Origin of the sequence: Caulobacter sp. 17J65-9 (assembly GCF_010975005.1) — a bacterium.
Classification (GTDB): Bacteria; Pseudomonadota; Alphaproteobacteria; order Caulobacterales; family Caulobacteraceae; genus 17J80-11.
The window spans coordinates 1-16,837 of sequence record NZ_JAAIVC010000069.1; the positions used below are offsets into that span (position 1 = coordinate 1).

15 protein-coding genes are annotated in these 16,837 nt (G+C 72.5%); 1 reads left to right on the forward strand and 14 read right to left on the reverse strand.

The window, feature by feature from the left end:
• Window positions 1-251: 251 nt before the first annotated feature.
• Window positions 252-659 (reverse strand): hypothetical protein, encoded by a 408-nt coding sequence (locus G3573_RS11735; protein WP_163261271.1) that lies wholly within the window; start codon window positions 657-659, stop codon window positions 252-254.
• A gap of 106 nt (window positions 660-765) precedes the next feature.
• Here G3573_RS11735 and G3573_RS11740 point away from each other — a divergent pair, with 106 nt between their 5' ends.
• The gene (locus G3573_RS11740) at window positions 766-1,758 is read left to right on the forward strand and encodes a GlxA family transcriptional regulator (RefSeq protein ID WP_163261272.1); all 993 of its coding nucleotides are present in this window, start codon (window positions 766-768) and stop codon (window positions 1,756-1,758) included.
• Here the strand turns inward: G3573_RS11740 and G3573_RS11745 are convergent.
• The 13 genes from G3573_RS11745 to G3573_RS11805 form a co-directional block, all read right to left on the reverse strand.
• Window positions 1,755-2,384 (reverse strand): DJ-1/PfpI family protein, encoded by a 630-nt coding sequence (locus tag G3573_RS11745; RefSeq protein ID WP_205598219.1) that lies wholly within the window; start codon window positions 2,382-2,384, stop codon window positions 1,755-1,757. The genes G3573_RS11740 and G3573_RS11745 overlap by 4 nt on opposite strands.
• The gene (locus tag G3573_RS11750; protein ID WP_205598220.1) at window positions 2,381-3,613 is read right to left on the reverse strand and encodes a cytochrome c peroxidase; all 1,233 of its coding nucleotides are present in this window, start codon (window positions 3,611-3,613) and stop codon (window positions 2,381-2,383) included. Before G3573_RS11750 ends, G3573_RS11745 begins: the two co-directional genes overlap by 4 nt.
• Complete coding sequence (locus G3573_RS11755; protein WP_163261273.1) at window positions 3,610-4,062, reverse strand: FixH family protein; 453 nt, start codon at window positions 4,060-4,062, stop codon at window positions 3,610-3,612. Before G3573_RS11755 ends, G3573_RS11750 begins: the two co-directional genes overlap by 4 nt.
• 112 nt (window positions 4,063-4,174) lie before the next feature.
• On the reverse strand, window positions 4,175-5,887 hold the full coding sequence (locus G3573_RS11760; protein WP_163261274.1) for an ATP-binding protein: 1,713 nt from the start codon (window positions 5,885-5,887) through the stop codon (window positions 4,175-4,177).
• A gap of 81 nt (window positions 5,888-5,968) precedes the next feature.
• Window positions 5,969-6,865, reverse strand: coding sequence for an ROK family protein (locus G3573_RS11765; protein WP_163261275.1), 897 nt, complete (start codon window positions 6,863-6,865; stop codon window positions 5,969-5,971).
• Window positions 6,865-8,163 carry an MFS transporter gene (locus tag G3573_RS11770; protein WP_163261276.1) on the reverse strand — a complete coding sequence of 433 codons (1,299 nt, stop codon included), beginning with the start codon at window positions 8,161-8,163 and terminating at the stop codon, window positions 6,865-6,867. The genes G3573_RS11765 and G3573_RS11770 overlap by 1 nt, the downstream gene beginning before the upstream one ends.
• 5 nt (window positions 8,164-8,168) lie before the next feature.
• A complete protein-coding gene (locus G3573_RS11775) occupies window positions 8,169-8,897 on the reverse strand; it encodes an FCD domain-containing protein (protein WP_163261277.1) in 729 nt (242 codons plus the stop codon).
• Window position 8,898: 1 nt separating this feature from the next.
• Window positions 8,899-9,681, reverse strand: a complete 783-nt coding sequence (locus G3573_RS11780; protein ID WP_163261278.1) for an AraC family transcriptional regulator — start codon at window positions 9,679-9,681, stop codon at window positions 8,899-8,901.
• A gap of 103 nt (window positions 9,682-9,784) precedes the next feature.
• Entirely contained in the window at window positions 9,785-11,188 is a 1,404-nt protein-coding gene (locus tag G3573_RS11785; RefSeq protein ID WP_163261279.1) for an FAD-linked oxidase C-terminal domain-containing protein, read from the reverse strand.
• Between the two features lie 96 nt (window positions 11,189-11,284).
• Window positions 11,285-13,396, reverse strand: a complete 2,112-nt coding sequence (locus G3573_RS11790; protein ID WP_163261280.1) for a TonB-dependent receptor — start codon at window positions 13,394-13,396, stop codon at window positions 11,285-11,287.
• A gap of 150 nt (window positions 13,397-13,546) precedes the next feature.
• Entirely contained in the window at window positions 13,547-14,320 is a 774-nt protein-coding gene (locus tag G3573_RS11795; RefSeq protein WP_163261281.1) for an SDR family oxidoreductase, read from the reverse strand.
• 14 nt (window positions 14,321-14,334) lie between these two features.
• Window positions 14,335-15,819 carry a carboxylesterase family protein gene (locus tag G3573_RS11800; protein ID WP_163261282.1) on the reverse strand — a complete coding sequence of 495 codons (1,485 nt, stop codon included), beginning with the start codon at window positions 15,817-15,819 and terminating at the stop codon, window positions 14,335-14,337.
• A gap of 98 nt (window positions 15,820-15,917) precedes the next feature.
• Window positions 15,918-16,837 (reverse strand): TonB-dependent receptor (locus tag G3573_RS11805; protein ID WP_163261283.1); only part of this gene is annotated, 920 nt, incomplete at its 5' end.

The following is a 16,837-nucleotide window of genomic DNA, read 5'->3' on the forward strand; positions in this document are numbered from 1 at the left end:
CGCCCCGCCTTGGGCGCGGGCAGGATCAGGCCGGACGGTGCGGCGACGGCGGCCGCCGGCGCCGGCGGGGTCGCGGCCGGGGCGGCGACGGGAAGGGCGCTGAGGGCCGCGAGGGCGAGGGAGGCGTGAAGGCTGCGCATGGATGGCTCCAGGGGTGAGGCTCGACCACTAGGCGGCCCCGGTTTTGGCGAAAACGTCAGATCAATCGCGATTTCCGCCACGCGCGGACGCGCGTCGGGCGGCGGCGCGGGTCAGGCCGCGCTCGGCCTGGGCGAGCGCGGCCGCGACAGCTGCAGAGCCAGCCACGCGGCGGCGACCAGGTCGTAGGCGAAGCAGAACGGCGGCCACCACGCCGGCACGCCGGGGTTGGCGATCAGGTCGCCGCGCAGGAGGTCGAACAGGCCGTGGGCGACCAGGCCAAGCACCACGACCCACAGGCTGGTCCGAAGGCCGATCGCCGCCAGGATCGCGAAGGCGACCAAGCCGATCGTCTCGGCGCCCAGGGCCGAGGCGGAGCCCGCCCGGATGGCGAACACGTCGTAGAAGCCGGCGATGACGACCAGCACCAGCGGGTAGTAGGCGCGCCGGCGGTCGTGGCGGGTCAGGGCGCCCAGCAGGGCCACTCCCAGCGCCAGGCCGGCGCCGATCAGATATTCCATGGTCTCGCACCGAGGTTGTCGGGTCCGGACCGGGGCGGCCGGGGCGAGACGATTGGTAGGCGGCGCGCGGTCTTGCCGAAACGACGGATGAACCGCACTTTCCGCCATGGCCTCCGTTTCGACCCCTCCCCGCAAGATCGCGCTCGTCGGCTATCGCGGCGTGCAGTCGCTGGACCTGACCGGGCCGTTCGAGGTGTTCGCGATGGCCAACCGGTTCAGCGGCGTTCGCGCCTATGAGCCCATCCTCGCCTCGCCGGACGGCGGCGACATCGTCTGCAATTCCGGCGTCAAGCTGGCGGACACGGTCGCCCTGGCGGACCTGCCGGACGATCTCGACACCATCCTGGTCGGCGGCGGCGACGAGCCCGGCCTGCGCTCCATGGGCGAGGCCTCGATCCTGGCCTGGCTGAACGCGCGGGCGCGGACGACCCGGCGCGTCGGCAGCGTCTGTTCGGGCGCCTTCGTGCTGGCCGCCGCGGGCATGCTCGACGGCCGGCGCGCCACCACCCACTGGGAGGTCTGCGACGTGATGCGGACCTTCCGCCCGGACGTCCGGCTGGAGCCCGACGCGATCTTCGTGGCCGATCCGCCGTTCTACACCTCGGCCGGCGTGACCGCGGGGATCGACCTGTGCCTGTCCTTCGTCGAGGAGGACTGCGGGCCGGAGGTGGCGCTGGCGGTCGCCCGCAACCTCGTCCTGTTCATGCGCCGGCCCGGCGGCCAGACCCAGTACAGCGCCGGCCTGAACGTGCAGACGGCGGCGACGCCCAAGATCCGCACCCTGATCGCCGAGGTCAGCGCCGACCCGAGCGGCGACCGCAGCCTGCCCAGCCTCGCCGACCAGGTCGGCATGACCGAGCGCACCTTCAGCCGCATCTTCGTGAAGGAGACCGGCACGACGCCGGCCGCCTTCGTCGAAATGGCCCGGGTCGATCGCGCCAAGGCCCTGCTGGAAACCTCCGACTGGCCCCTGGCGCGCGTCGCCGACCGCTCCGGCTTCGGCAGCTCCGACGCCCTGCACCGCGCCTTCCACAAGCGCGTCGGCGCGACGCCGGGGGACTACCGCGCCCGCTTCGGCCGGCGACCGGCGGCGGGCTAGCCCGGCGGGCTCCAGCGGGCGACCCGGCGGCGACGCCAGTCGTACTGCATGTAGCGGGCGGTCTCGGCCGCGTGCGCTTCGCCCAGCGTGCGGGCGACGACGTGCAGCGCCCCGTCGATGCCCGCGCTGACGCCTGTGGCGGTCAGGATCCGGCCGTTGTCCACCACCCGCGCCCGCGGCAGCACCCGGGCGCAGTCGAGCGCGCGCAGCTCGTTCAGGGCGGCGTAGTGCGTGGTCGCCGCCAGCCCGCGAAGCAGGCCGGCCGCGCCCAGGATCAGCGCCCCGGTGCAGACCGACAGAGTGAGCTGCGCCTGCGCGCTGGCGGCGCGCACGAACTCCAGCATGTCCGGCCGGCCCATCTCCCGCCGCGTGCCGCGCCCCCCGGGCACGACCAGCACGTCGACCCGGCCGATGTCGGCGGCGCAGGCGTGGGGGTTCACGCAGAGGCCGTTGCGCGCGACCACGGGACCGGCCTCCAGGGCGACGGTGAACACCTCGAAGGCGAAGGTCTCGTCGGGCCCGCGGGCGACGCCGAACACCTCGAAGGGACCTGCGAAGTCGAGCACCTCGACGTCGTCGAACATCAGCACGGCGACGCGCCGGGGCGGGGCGGTTTCGGGGGTCACGGACGGCGCTCCGGCTGTTCATCGAGGGTGCGCAGGAAGGCGATGATCTGGCGCCGTTCGTCGGCGCTGAGGTCCAGCGTCCGCAGCTCCGACGTCCCGTCCGGCGCCGCCGGCGCGCGGCTGTAGTGGTCGAGCACCTGATCCAGGGTCGCGAACTGGCCCGCGTGCATGTACGGCGCGCGGCGGCTGACGCCCCGCAGCGACGGGACCTTGTAGGCCCGGACCTGGGCGGGATCGTCGACCACGGCGAACTCCAGCTCGTCACAGCCTTCGCCGTCCGCGTCGCTGTATCGGCCCTTGCAGTTGAACGGACTGTCCACCGCCTGGCGCACGCCGGCCGCCCGACCGAGGTCGGGGGCCGCGCCGGTGCGGGCCGGCACGCCGGTGTTGGCGAAGCCGTTGTTGGTCAGCAGCGGGCCGTTGTGGCAGGTCGCGCACCGGGCCTTGCCGATGAACAGCCGCAGGCCCGCCGCCTCGTCCGCCGACAGGCGCGCATGCCGGCCCGGCGCGCCGAACACGCCGGCCAGATAGTCGTCGAACCGGCCGGGGCGGACCCTCAGGGTGCGTTCGTAGGCGGCCACCGCCTTGCCGAAGTCGGCGAAGACCCGGTCGACGGCCGCCTGGTCGGCGGGCGCCATGCGCGCCCAGGCGGCCCGAGCCGCGGCGTCGCCGACCGGTGAGGCGCGCAGGGGAAACCGCCCGCGATCGCTCAGGTCGGGCATCGGTCCGAACAGCTTTTCGTACGGACCGCGATAGTGGGCGGCCACGACCCGCGCAACCTCGGTGCGCGTGAAGCCGTGCTCGACCGGGTTCTCCACCGGCCCCAGCGCCTGGGCCCACAGGCTGTCGGCGCGCCCGTCCCAGAACTGCCAGGGCGAATGGACCGCCGGCGCGACCGGCATGGTGCGGCGCGCGCCCGTGCCGACCCCGCGGCCGGTCGGGCGGGCGTCGGTGAAGGCGTGGTCCGGCTGGTGGCAGCTGGCGCACGACACCTTCCCGTTCGCGCTCAGCCTCGCATCGGAGAACAGGGCCTCGCCCAGCCGCGCCGCGGCGGGGTTGTCGGCGACGCGGTTGGACGGATCGGCGGGCGGCGCGCCCAGCTCCGCGATCCAGAGGCTCTTCAGGGTTTTCAGCTCGCCGTCGGACCAGGTCGGCGGGGCGGCGGCCGTGGTGAAGGCCAGCAGCACGGCGGCCACCGCCGCGCCGACGAGGGGCGTGCGCCGGCTCACAGGACGACGTTGAAGGTGATGCGGTCGGATCGCCCGTCGGGCGCGCGGACCTTCAGCTTCAGCTCCCACCAGCCGGTCATCGAGAACTTCACGCCGTTGATGACGTAGTCGCCGGGCGTGGCGGCGGGCGTCGCGCGCGGCGCGGTGGGCAGGCCGTGGCCGTGCTCGGGCATGCCGCCGTCGACCGCCAGCTCGGCCCCGTCCACCGGGCGTCCGGCCGCGTCGGTGAGGTGGACGGTCCACCGGTGCACCTTCGACAGCGGAATCGGCGTCACGGCGCTGTGCAGCTGGACGTGGAACACGCCCTGGTCGGTCGACCGGTCCAGCGAGGTGTCGAGGCCGGCGGCGTCGACCGCGCCGGCGATCATCAGGGCGCCGATCAGAACGGCCGCGCCAAGGTGGCCGAGACGGCCGAGGCGGCCGCCGCTTTGGTTTGCTGAGCTGGACATCTCGTTCTCCGCTGCGTCCATCGAAGGCCGCCTCAGAAGACCGGATCGACGGCGTGTCGGAAACGACAAGCCTGCCGCAATTTCAGCCAAACGCGGCGACAGCGCCCTCCAGCTAGGCCGCCAGCCGCTGGCTGAGCGCGGCGTAGAGCTGGGCCGGCACGATCGGCTTGCCGACGTGGTCGTCCATGCCGGCGGCGCGGCAGCGGGCGACGTGCTCGGGCTGCACGTCGGCGGTCAGGGCCAGGATGGGCAGGGCTTCGCGGCTGGGCGCCAGGGCGCGGATGGCGCGGGTGGCCTCCAGACCGTCCATCACCGGCATGTGCACGTCCATAAGCACCAGGTCGTAGTCGCGCGCCTGCACGGCCGCGACGGCTTCGGCGCCGTTGGCGACCGTGTCGACCTCCAGGCCCATGGCGCCCAGGAGGGTCGCGACCAGCACGCGGTTGGCCTCGGCGTCGTCGGCCAGCAGCACGCGCGCGGCGCTGAGCGGACCCGCGGCGGCCGGGGCTTCGGTCGCAAAATCCTCCGCCAGCGGCAGCTCGACCTCGAACCAGAAGGTCGAGCCTTCGCCCGGCTGGCTGTGCGCGCCGATCTCGCCGCCCATCATGCCGATCAGCCGGCGCGAGATGGCCAGCCCCAAGCCCGTGCCGCCGAAGCGGCGCGAGATCGAGCCGTCGGCCTGGACGAAGCGTTCGAACAGCTGCTCGAGCTTTTCGGCCGGAACGCCGATGCCGGTGTCGACCACCTCGACGCGCAGCCCCACCCTGCCCTCGCCCGCCGATCGGGCGGCGGCGCGGACCGTAACCCCGCCGCTGGCGGTGAACTTCACGGCGTTGGACAGGAAGTTCAGCAGCACCTGGCGCAGCCGCCCGGCGTCCCCGACCAGCCGCAGGTCGTCCCGCTCGACCGCCATGTCCAGCGCCAGGCCGCGTTTGCCAGCCTGCTGGGCCACCAGACCGGCGGCGTCGTGGACCAGCTCGTTCAGGCGGAAGGGCGCGGGATCGAGCTCGGTCGCGCCGGCCTCGAGCTTCGAATAGTCCAGCACGTCGTTGATGACGCTCAGCAGGGCGTCGGAGGCCACGTGGATGCGCGACACCCAGTCCGCCTCCTCAGTCCCCAGTCGCCCGCTGTCGGCGAGCAGGCCCGCAAAGCCGATGATGCTGGTCAGCGGGGTGCGGATCTCGTGGCTCATATTGGCCAGGAACTCGGACTTCACCGCGGCCGCGCGCTCGGCGGCGGCCGCCGCGGCCTTGTAGTTTTCCTCGGCGGCGCGCCGGGCTTCCAGATTGACCTCGCGCGCCAGCGCCGCGCCCAGGGCCTGGGCCAGCATGGTCAGGAGCTCGACGTCGTCGTCGGTGAAGGCGTCGACCTTCGGCGACAGCGCCTTCAGGGCGCCCACCGGCCGCCCCGCCTCGAACAACGGAACGCAGACCATCGAACGCAACCCGACCCGGCGGCAGGCCTCCCGGTTCACCCGGGCGTCGTCCTCGGCGTCGCGACAGTAGAGGGTCTCGCCAAGCTCCACGCACAAGCCGGACAGCGTCCCCGCGCGCGCCAGCCGCAGCCCGAGGTGTTCCGCCCGCGCCGGGTCGACGGCGCGATAGACCATGTCCTCGCCCTCGACGAGCTCGACGATCACGCCCTCGGCGGAGGTGATCTCGACCACCCGGTCGACGATGACCTGCATGAACTCGCCGAGATCGACCCGCTGGCTGCACAGCAGCGACTGCACGGCGACGATGCGTTCCAGACGCCCCAACCTCGCCTGAAGTTGGTCGCGGTCCTCCTGGACGGGCGCGGGGCCGCGAAGATCAGCTGTACTCACGAAGCACCATCCGACTACGGAGCTTCAGAGTTAAGACGCGCGTGTCGTCGGACCGTTAACGGCGTCCGGACTTTTACGGGGTCACCGGCCGGCCGCCTGAGCCAGCCGCAGCGCCCCCAGCACGCCCGAGCGGTCCCCCAGCCCCGGCCGGACCACCAACGCCTCGTAGTCCGACGCGGCCGGGCCGAAATAACCGCCGGCCAGCACCGCCGCCTGGCGGCGTACCCGCTCCAGCAGGCCCGGCGTGTCCATCACCCCGCCGCCCAGGATCACCCGCCGCACCGCCAGCACCGCCTGCTGGGTGATCACCAGTTGAGCCAGGTATGAGGCGATCACCTCGTGGCCGACATGGTCCGGCGGCAGCCCGCCCAGCGACGCGCCCCAGCGGGCCTTGATCGCCACCCCGCAGGCCAGTCCCTCCAGGCAGCCGCCGTGCCACGGACACGACCCCGGATAGTCGAGGTCGGCCGGGTGCCGAACCGGCCGGAAGTGGCCCATTTCGGGGTGACGCGTGCCGTGCACCAGCCGCCCGCCGATCAGCACGCCGGCGCCGAGGCCAGTCCCCACGGTCACATAGCTGGCGACGTCCACACCCTGGGCCGCGCCCCAGGCGGCCTCCGCCAGCACCGCGCCGTTGACGTCGGTGTCGAACCCGACCGGACAGCCGAAGGCTCGGCCGATCTCCCCGGCCAGGTCGGTGTCGCTCCACCCGGGCTTAGGCGTCTCGACGATGCGGCCCCAGCGCGGCGACTGGGGGTCCGGATCCACCGGCCCGAAGCTGGCGACGCCGATCGCGGCGAACGGGCCGTGCCGCTCGGCGATCCCGCGCAGGTGCGCTACGGCCGCCGCCAGGGTTTCGGCCGGCGTGGTCGTCGCGATCCGCGCCGGCTCGATCAGGGCGTCCGGCCCACGGGCGGCGGCGACCACGAACTTGGTGCCGCCGGCCTCGACGCAGCCGTAGAGGGGCGCGTGCGTCATCACGCGCCCACGCGCCGGGGCGCCGTGCGCGTGGCGATCAGGAAGCCCAAGGCCGACAGAACGTTGACCGCCACGCCGGTGATCGCCAGCGACAGGGCCAGGTGCGTCTCGCCGCCCAGCGCGTCGCTGCCCAGGGTGACCAGGGTGGGCGCGAGGCCCAGTCCCACCACCGACGCGACGACCAGGAAGGTCGCCACGCACACGCCGCGGATCTCGTTGGGCACCAGCACCGCCAACGCCGTGGTGGTGATCAGCCCGCAGGCCGAGCCGGCGAGCAGCAGCGCCGCCAGCACCCAGCCGAAGCCGGCGACGCTGGGCATGATCGGGAACAGGGCCGCCGGAATGGCGAGCACCGACACGATCGCCGCGCCGTACAGCACGCCGCCTGAGCTCTTGGCCTTCTGGCCGGCGTCGGCGGCGAACCCGCCCAGCACCGAACCGACCAGGCCCGAGCCCAGGATGGCCAGGCCCATCCAGCCCGCGAACTGGGCCGGCTGCTGGCCGAAGTCGCGGGTCAGGATCGGAGCCGCCCAGACGGTGGCGGCGGTGTCGGCCATGACCACGCCGATCTGGCCCAGGAACAGCGGCAGCAGGAAGCCGCGGAGCGCCCACAGTTCGCGCAGCGCCGGGCCCAGCGCCGCGGCGTCCTTGACCACCTCGCGCCGGGCCGGCTCGCGCATCGGCAGCAGCGGCAGCACCAGGACGGCGCTGACCAGGCCGAAGATCAGCTGCACGCCGCGCCAGGGCGCCAGGCCCAGCACCGGGGTTTCGCCCAGCGCGCCGAACAGGGCGCCGCCGATCGCAAAGGCCGACGCGCCGCCGACCATGGTGCCCAGGGTCAGCAGCAGCAGCGAGCGGCCGCGCCGCTCGGGCGCGCTGAGGTCGGCGGCCAGAGAGATGGCCACCGGCAGGGCGCAGACCGCGCCGACGCCGGACAGCATGCGGGCCACGAACAGCCAGGCGAAGCCGTCGGCGTAGGCGGTCATGACGCTGCCGACGCTCCACAGCACCGCCATGGCCGCCAGCAGCCAGACCCGCCGGCCACGGTCGGTCATGCGGCCGACCGGCACCGCCATCAGGGCGATCGGGATGGACGCCGCAAGGCCCTGCACCAGGCTGATCTGGAAGTCGTCGAGGCGCAGGTCGGCCTTGGCGGCCTCCTGCAGGGGGCTGAACAGCACCCGGACGGCCGAGGCGCTGGTGACGGTCAGGGCCAGCAGCAACAGCGACGCCAGGTGTCCGCGCGCGCGGGCGGGCGCGGGCGCCTCGGCGGCGCCCGTCAAGGTCTCGGAGGTCACGCGGATCAGCCCTTTCTGTCCGACATCCCCTTCAGGATGTCGCCGATGGAGGTGTCGAAGTGGTCGTCCATGGCCGCGGCCGCGGCGACCGGATCCTTGGCGGCGATGGCGGCGGCGACCGCGCGGTGGCGCTCGATCATCAGCTGCCGGTGGGTGAGCGCCACGCGCGTGCCCCAGGCGGCCGGCACGGCCACCGTCATCAGGTGCCGGAACGAGGCGACGATCTGCACGAACAGCGGGTTGTGGCTGGCCCGCGCGATCGCCTCGTGGAAGGCGATGTCGTGGTCGGTCAGCTGCTCGAGATCGGCCTCGCTGGCGGCCATGGCCTCGGCCAGGGCGAGGATGCCGGCGGCCTCGGCCTCGCTGCGCTGAACGGCGGCCAGGGCGGCGGTGCGCTGCTCGATGGTGCGGCGCACCTCCCACACGTCGGGCACGCCGATCTGGGCGGTGCTGATGGCGTGATCCAGCGACGTGGCGAACACCGAGCCGTCCATGGCGGCGACCCGCGGCTTGCGGCCGTTGCCGACGTCGATCAGGCGGAGCGCCGCCAGCGCGCCGAAGGCTTCGCGCATGACCGGGCGGCTGACGCCCAGGGAGGCCGAGAAGAAGGCCTCGCCCGGCAAGCTGTCGCCGACCCGCAGGCCCTGGACGCGGATGTGGTCGGTCACCGCCTGCATGGCGTGCTGGACCCGGGAGCCGCCCTCGCGGCGGTCGGCGAGAGAGACGTCGCTCATGTCAGGCCGCCATTCCCAGCGCGCGGTAGTCGGAGGGCGAGCGGCCGAAATGGCGGCCGAAGGCCCGGGCGAAGCTGGCGTTGTTCAGGTAGCCGGCCTCGTAGCCGACCAGCGACACCGGCAGGTCGGTGGTCAGCAGCAGCCGGCCGGCCAGGGCCAGGCGCTGCTCGGCCAGGGCTTCGGCCACGGTGCAGTCGAACAGTTCGCGGAAGCCCTTGGCCAGCTTGGTGCGGTTCAGGCCGCAGGCGCGGGCTATGCCGTCCAGGGTCAGCTTCTCCGTCCAGCGCTCCTCGATCATGCGGCGCGCCGCCATCACCCGGCGGGTGTCGGCCGGCGACAGCCCGCCCTCGCGGCTCAGCGGGGCCAGCTCGCCGGCGTCGAACAGGCGGATCGCCTCGCACAGCAGCTCGATGCTCTTGGCCAGCCGGTAGGTCGAGCGGGCCTCGGCCGAGACCGGCGCGTCGCGCAGGGCCACGGCGATGCCGCGCAGGGCGCCGGGCAGGTGGAAGGCCTGGCGTTCGGCGTCGAGCAGCCGGGCGCCGCCGATCCGCAGGACCGCCTCGCGGGCCACCAGGAACACCAGGCGGCAGCCGACCGGCGGGCGGGTCGCCGCGCCCAGGCGCAGGCTGGGCTGCGGTCCGAATTCGAAGGTCAGGGTGACCGGGTCGGCCGGGACCGGCGCGTCGCCGAGCGGTCCGGCGCCGATCACGGCGGTCATTTCAGGGGAGACCACGATGATCTCCGCGACCGCCTCGGGGGCGGTCGTCGATAGCTTGGGCGTCATCCTCGGGTACCCTTGTAAACGGGCTTGAGGATGAGCCTGCCACCTGTCTGACAGCTTGGCAATCACCTGTCAGACAGGTCCGAACGTCGCACGACGCCGGCGCTCACAGGCTGAACACCTTGCCGGGGTTGAACAGGTCGTGCGGGTCCATGGCCCGCTTGATGGTGCGCATCAGGTCGACGGCCTCGCCCAGCTCGCGCTCCAGCCAGTCCTGCTTGCCCAGGCCGATGCCGTGCTCGCCGGTGCAGGTGCCGTCCATCGCCAGCGCCCGCTCGACCATGCGAGCGTTCAGGGCCCGCGCCTCGGCTTCCTCCTCCGGTTTGTTCGGATCGATGACGAACACCACGTGGAAGTTGCCGTCGCCGACGTGACCCAGGATCGGCGCGGGGATGGAGGCGGTCTCCAGGTCGCGCTTGGTCTGCGCGATACACTCCGCCAGCCGGCCGATCGGCACGCACACGTCGGTGGGCCAGCCGACACAGCCGGGCCGCAGGCCGACGGCGGCGTAATAGGCCTCGTGCCGGGCCTTCCACAGCCGGTTGCGCTCCTCCGGCAGGTTCGACCACTTGAAGGCCCCGCCGCCGTTGGCGGCCGCCAGCTCGGCGGTCATGGCCACCTGGTCGGCGACGTGCGTCTCCGAGCCGTGGAATTCGAAGAACAGGGTGGTCTGCTCCGGATAGTCGAGCTTCGACCAGCGGTTCACCGCCCGCATCTGCACGTCGTCGAGGATCTCGACGCGGGCCAGCGGGATGCCCAGCTGGATCGCCTGCACCACCGTGTCGACCGCGCCGTCCAGGGTCTCGAAGCTGCAGACGGCCGAGGAGATCACCTCGGGAATGCCGTGCAGGCGAAGCGTCACCTCGGTGATGATCCCCAGCGTCCCTTCGGAGCCGATCATCAGCCGGGTCAGGTCGTAGCCGGCCGCCGACTTGCGCGCGCGCCGCGAGGTGCGGATGTCCTTGCCGTCGGGGGTGACCACCCTCAGCGACAGCACCGCCTCGCGCATCGTGCCGTAGCGGACCGCGTTGGTGCCCGACGCGCGGGTGGCGGCCATGCCGCCGATGGTGGCGTTGGCGCCCGGGTCGATCGGGAAGAACAGACCCTTGTCGCGCAGGTGTTCGTTCAGCTGCTCGCGGCGCACGCCGGCCTCGACCGTGCAGTCGAAGTCCTCGGCGTTGACCGACAGGATGCGGGTCATGTCCGACAGGTCGAGGCTGATCCCGCCGCGCACCGGGGTGATGTTGCCTTCGACCGAGGTGCCGGCCCCGAACGGGACGATCGGCGTTTTGTGCTCGCGGCACAGGTTCACGATGGCGACCACCTCCTCGGTGGTGCGCGCATAGGCCACCGCGTCGGGCAGCAAGGTCTCGAAATGGGTTTCGTTCTGGCCGTGCGCCTGGCGGGCGGCCGCGGCCGTGGTGAAGCGCTCGCCGAGCAGGGCGCGCAGGGCGCGCTCGAGGTCGGCCGGCAGGGCGGCGGCGGTCGGGGTGTCCAGCAACGCGGTCATCATCGCACCTTTCGGCCCCGGGCGGCGGAGCCAGGCTCGATCGAAGGGGACGGGCGGGACGCGCGAGGCGCCCCGCCCGCGGCACTCAGGGAGGAACTAGAAAGCGTACTTCAGGCGGACGCCGACCCGGCGGCCGTCGCCGGCGATGCCGAGGTTGCGGACCAGCGGGGCCGGAAGCCCGGTCGCGGCCAGCAGCGACTGGTCGAGATAGGTCTCGTAGTACTTCTCGTCGAACAGGTTGGTCGCGAACAGGCCCAGCGTCCAGTCGTCGTGGGTCCAGGTCACGTTGGCGTTGACCAGGAAGTACTTCTCCATCTCCGGCTGGAAGGTCGGGCTCAGGGTCGAGCCCATGCGGTCGCCCTTGCCGATCAGCGTGCCGTCGAAGCGCAGGTCATCCGACCCCAGCGGCAGGACGTAGGAGGCCGTCGTGAAGAAGTTCCAGTCCGGCTGGAACAGGATGCGGTCGCTGGCCAGCGCCATGCCGGTGGTCGCCTCGTACTGCGAGCCGTCGGTGATGCGGGTGTGGTTCCAGGTGGCGCCGCCCTGCAGGGTGAACCGCTCGGTCGCCTTCCAGGTGGCCTCCAGCTCGGCCCCGTAGCTCTCGACGTCGCCGCTGTTCAGGTTGATGGCGACGAAGCCGACCCCGCAGGTGCAGGGCGCCAGGCTGTTCTGGCCGATGTAGTCCGAATAGTCGTTGTAATAGGCCGCGACGTTCAGGATCAGCTTGTGGTCGGCGCTGGTGAACTTGTTGCCCACCTCGTACGACCACACCGAGTCGCCCTGGTAGATCGGGTTGGGCGCGCCGGGACCGTTGGCGCCGCCGCCGCGGAAGCCGCGCGACACCGAGGCGTAGGTCATGTTCCGCGGCGACCACTTCTGGCTCAGGGTCACGCGCGGCTGCAGCTCGCTGGCGTCGTAGTCGGCCACCGCCGAGCTGACCGACAGCTCCTGGTGGTCGTAGCGCAGGCCCGCCGCCAGCTCGAGGGTGTCGGTCATCCTCCAGAACACGGTGCCGAACACCGCCGCCGACGACAGCTCGCTCGACTCCGACGTGGGCGCCGAGATGCCGAACGGCACGATGGTGTTCACCCCCGAGTTCTTGCTCTCCGACGACTGGGCGAACACGCCGACCAGGGTCGAGACGCGGTCGCTCCAATGAGTGTCGAAGCGCAGCTCGCCGGTGACCGTCTTCATGCTGTTGCGGCCGTCGGTGGTCCGCAGGAAGTCGATCGGGCCGTAGTCGCCGTCGCCCGAGGCGCGGCCCTTCTTGTCGTCATAGGCTGCGATGGCGGTCATCTGGGTCCGCTCGCCCAGATCGAACACGCCCTTCAGGTTGGCGCCCCAGTAGTCATAGGTCGCCAGGCTGTTCACGTTCAGCGCCGTGTCCTGGACGTAGTCGGTCGGGCCGGACAGGCTGGAATACGCCGTCTGGCTGCCCTGCACCTGGTCGTAATAGGCGCCGAGCGTGATCTGGGCGCCGTCGGCCGGATCCCAAATCAGCGAGCCGTTCAGCGAGTGCTGCTCCAGCGGGCGCGCGTCGCCGCCGGCCAGGGTGTTTTCCGAGAAGCCGTCGTGGGCGTGGTAGGACGCCGCCAGGCGCCCGCGCAGCTTGCCCTCGACCAGCGCCCCGCTGACCACGCCCGACAGGCTGCGGTAGTTGTCCGGGCCGGCGTAGTCGGCGGTGATCTTGCCGGTGAGCTCGTCGGTCGGCGCGCGGCTGATCACGTTGATCGCGCCGCCCAGCGTGTTGTTGCCGAACAGGGTGCCCTGCGGGCCGCGCAGCACTTCGATCTGCGCCACGTCCAGGGTCGGGCTGTTCAGGTACGACGTGTTCGGCTGGTAGATGCCGTCGATGAAGATGCCGACGCCCGGCTGGACGGTGTCGATCAGGGTCGTGCCGATGCCGCGGATCGAGACGAAGGCGCGGCCCACCGCGTCGGAGTTGATGGTCAGGCCGGGCGCGAAAGCGGCCACGTCCTTGACCGTGATGACCTGCTGGCGCTCCAGGGTCTCGCCGCTGACGGCGGTGACCGCGATCGGCACCTCCTGCAGCTTCTCCTCGCGCTTGCGGGCGGTGACGACGATCTCTTGAACGGTGTCGCCAGTGTCCGTGGCGGCGGTGTCGGCGGAGGCCGTCTCGGCCAGCGCCGCGGTCGGGAGCAGCGCCAGCGACGCCACGCTCCCGAGCAGAATCTTCCTGATCCGCATCCCTGTTTCCCTATCCTCGCCGCACTCTTCTGACGGTGCTGGTCGTACGGTGAGGCTACAGGGGCGCGACCTGTCTGATAGGTCCGGCGAGTGTGCCGAGCGGCACGATCGCTTGGCCGGATTATGGGCCGGAGCCGGGACGCCGGCGGCTCACCAGCAGGTGTAGCCGCCGTCCACCACCACGATCGAACCGGTCATCAGGCTGGCCGCGTCGGACGCCAGGAAGTGCACCACCGAGGCGATCTCGTCGGGCTCGCCCAGCCGCGCCATCGGCGTGGAATCGATCCAGCGCCGGTACATCTCGCCGGAGCGGTCGGCGAAGGCGTTGATCGGGGTGTTGATGTAGGTCGGGGCCACCGCGTTGACCCGCACCCCGCGCGCGCCCCACTCGGCGGCCAGTGATTTGGTCAGCTGGTGCACCGCCGCCTTGGAGGCGTTGTAGTAGCTCTGCGGCTGGGGCCGGTTGACGATCAGGCCGCTCATCGAGCCGACGTTGACGATCGAGCCCGAACCCTGGGCCAGCATGTGCCGGCCGAAGGCGCGCGCGCACCAGAAGCTGCCGTTCAGGTTCACGTCCAGCACGTTCAGCCAGTGCTCGTCGGCCACGTCCTCCGCCGCGGTCTCGCTGCGCGCGATGCCGGCGTTGTTGACCAGCACGTCGATCCGCCCGGCCCGCGCCATCAGCTCGTCGGCGACCGCCGTCACCCGCGCGGAGTCGGTCACGTCCATGACCGCCGCCTCGGCCGCGAAGCCCTTGGCCGCCAGTTCGGCGAGCCCCTTCTCCAGCAGCTCGGGACTGCGGTCGGCCAGGGTCACCTTGGCGCCCGCCTCGGCCAGCGCCTGCGCGCACGAGAGGCCGATGCCGCTGGCCCCACCGGTGACCAGCGCCACGCGGCCGTCCAGCCGCAGCTTGTTCAGATACATGGAATGACTCGGGTTCAGGACCAGAAGCGGGCCGCGGGCATGTCGGCGTCGGCGGACGCGTAGCCCTTGGCCATCGAATAGACGTCGCGCGAGCCGTGCGCGTAGGCCGGCCAGGGCAGGTCGCGGCCGCTGGCGAAGGTCACCCAAAGGCCGTGCGCGCGATCGGCCAGGCCCTGCGGCGGGTTCTCGCCCACGAAGCCCCGGGGGCCGGTGGCGCAGGCCAGGGTGTCGAACACGAAGGGCAGCTCCAGGGCGTGGCAGGCGCCCAGCTCCCCGCCGCAGGCCGGCGAGCGCCAGTCGAACTCGTAGAACCAGGTGCGTCCCTGGTGCGCCTGGGCGAAGCGCCGGGCCGGCAGGCGGAACACCACGTCGTGGGTCGCCTCCGACAGGGCGTCGCCGCCCCTCACGCCCTTGCGGCCAAGGCCGTAGGCCTTCAGCAGGTCGCGCGCCCGCGGCGTCGACTTGGCCAGGAAGAACCAGGCCAGCAGGCCGCTCGCCTTCTCCCGGACGCCCGTCGGCACGAAGTAGATGTTCATCTCCTCGCGATTGGTGCCGACCAGCACCTCGACCTTCGAGCCCGCCCCCTTGGCCAGGGCCGCATGCGGATGCTCGGGCAACACGTCGTCGCCGATCACCGGCAGGAAGCGGCTGAGACCGTAGCTGGGCTCGCGTCCGTTCGGCTCGCGCAGGTCGATGCCGGGCAGCGGCGCCGACACCTTGTCCAGGGCCGCCAGCCCCGCCTCGAACGGGACGGAGCGAAAGCCCTCCAGCGTCGGCTTGATCTTCAGCAGCTTGGCCAGCCGGCGCGTCACCTTCCGCGCGACGGGCAGGGTGCGCACCATTTCGCCGTGGCCGCTCTGCACGATGGCCCGGCGGAACAGGCCCTCGGCCAGGGGCGAGGCCAGCAGGTTGGCCACCGACATGGCCCCGGCCGACTCGCCGAAGACGGTGACGTTGTCCGGGTCCCCGCCGAACCGGGCGGCGTTGTCGCGCACCCACTGCAGGGCGGCGATCTGGTCGCGCAGGCCCAGATTGGTCGGCACGCCCTCGATGGGCAGGAAGCCGTCGATGCCCAGGCGGTAGTTGATCGCGATGCAGACGACGCCGGACCGGGCGAAGCCGCCGCCGTCGTGCACCGGCGCGTCGTTGGCCCCGCCGATGAAGGCGCCGCCGTGGATGAACACCATCACCGGCCGCTCGCCGCCCGGCCCGTCCGGGGCCCAGACGTTGAGGTTCAGATAGTCGTCGCCCTTGCGCCAGCCCTCGCCGACCAGGGTCGCGATCTCGATCTCGGGGAACGGCTTGGAGATCTGCGGCGCGTTCGGCCCATAGCGGGTGCAGTCGCGCACGCCCACCCACGGCTCCGCCGGCGCCGGCGCCTTGAAGCGGCGCGCGCCCACCGGCGCTGCGGCGTAGGGCACGCCCAGGAAGCGCGCGACCCCGCCCTCGGCGGTTCCGCGGATCTGCCCTTGGGGCAGGGCGACGATGCGTTCTTCCATGGACCCGAACCTTACTCGGCTCCCTGAGTGCCGGGCGCGGGCGCGCGCGCCTAGGCCCGGGGCTTTGCCGATCCGCACGCGCGCGGTGCAGGGCGAGATCAGCCGCCCGGCGAGCGCAGGGTCAGCCCCAGCCGCAGGGCGCGGGGCGGGCCGAAGCTCTCCACCCCGTCGGCGGTCTCGCCGGTCTCGACGTCGGCGTCGAACAGGTTGTCGGCGGCGACATAGAGGCTGGCCGTGTCGGTCAGGCTCCAGGACAGCTGCGCGTCGACGCCGAGCGCTGGAGAGAGCCGGCGCGTGTTCAGGTCGTCCTCGAACCGAAGGCTCTCGTAGCGCAGGGCGGCCTGCGCCTGCAGCCGCGCCGTCGCCTGCCACACGGCGCCGGCCGTGACCGTCCACTGCGGCGCCTGGGCCGGGCGCTTGCCGGTCAGTTGCGGCGCGTCGGCCCCGCCGTCGACCTCCGCGTCGGTGAAGCCGAAGGCGGCGCGCAGCTGAAGCCCGCTAGCGAAGTCGCGCGCGACCTCGCCCTCCACGCCCACGGCGTCGATCTCCCCGGCGTTGCGCCGCTCGCGCAGCACCCCGCCGGCCGGGATGAAGCCCGCGCGCGGGAACGTGCCCGGCCCGAAGCCGATGGTGACGTTGGTCACCGGGTCGTCCAGCCGGTTCCAGAACGCGGTCAGCGCCCAGCCGCCGCCCTCGAAGGCGCCGCCGGTCCCCAGCTCCGCGCCGTACAGCCGCTCGGGCTCCAGCGCCGCGTTCGCCTCGGTGACGTCGTTGCCGACCCGGAACGGCCGGTGCAGTTCGTTGAGCGTCGGCGGCCGGAAGCCGGCGTAGGTGGCGCCGCGCACATAGACGGTCTGCGACAGGTCGCGCCGAACGCCCAGCCGCGCGGTCGGCACGGTCCCGTCGCGGTCCGGCGGCCGGTCGTCCAGCAGCACCGCGCCGGTCGCCCGGTCGCGTTCCACCCGCCTGCCGTCGCCGCTGGCCCAGCCGTCCAGCCGCGCGCCGCCGGCCACCAGCC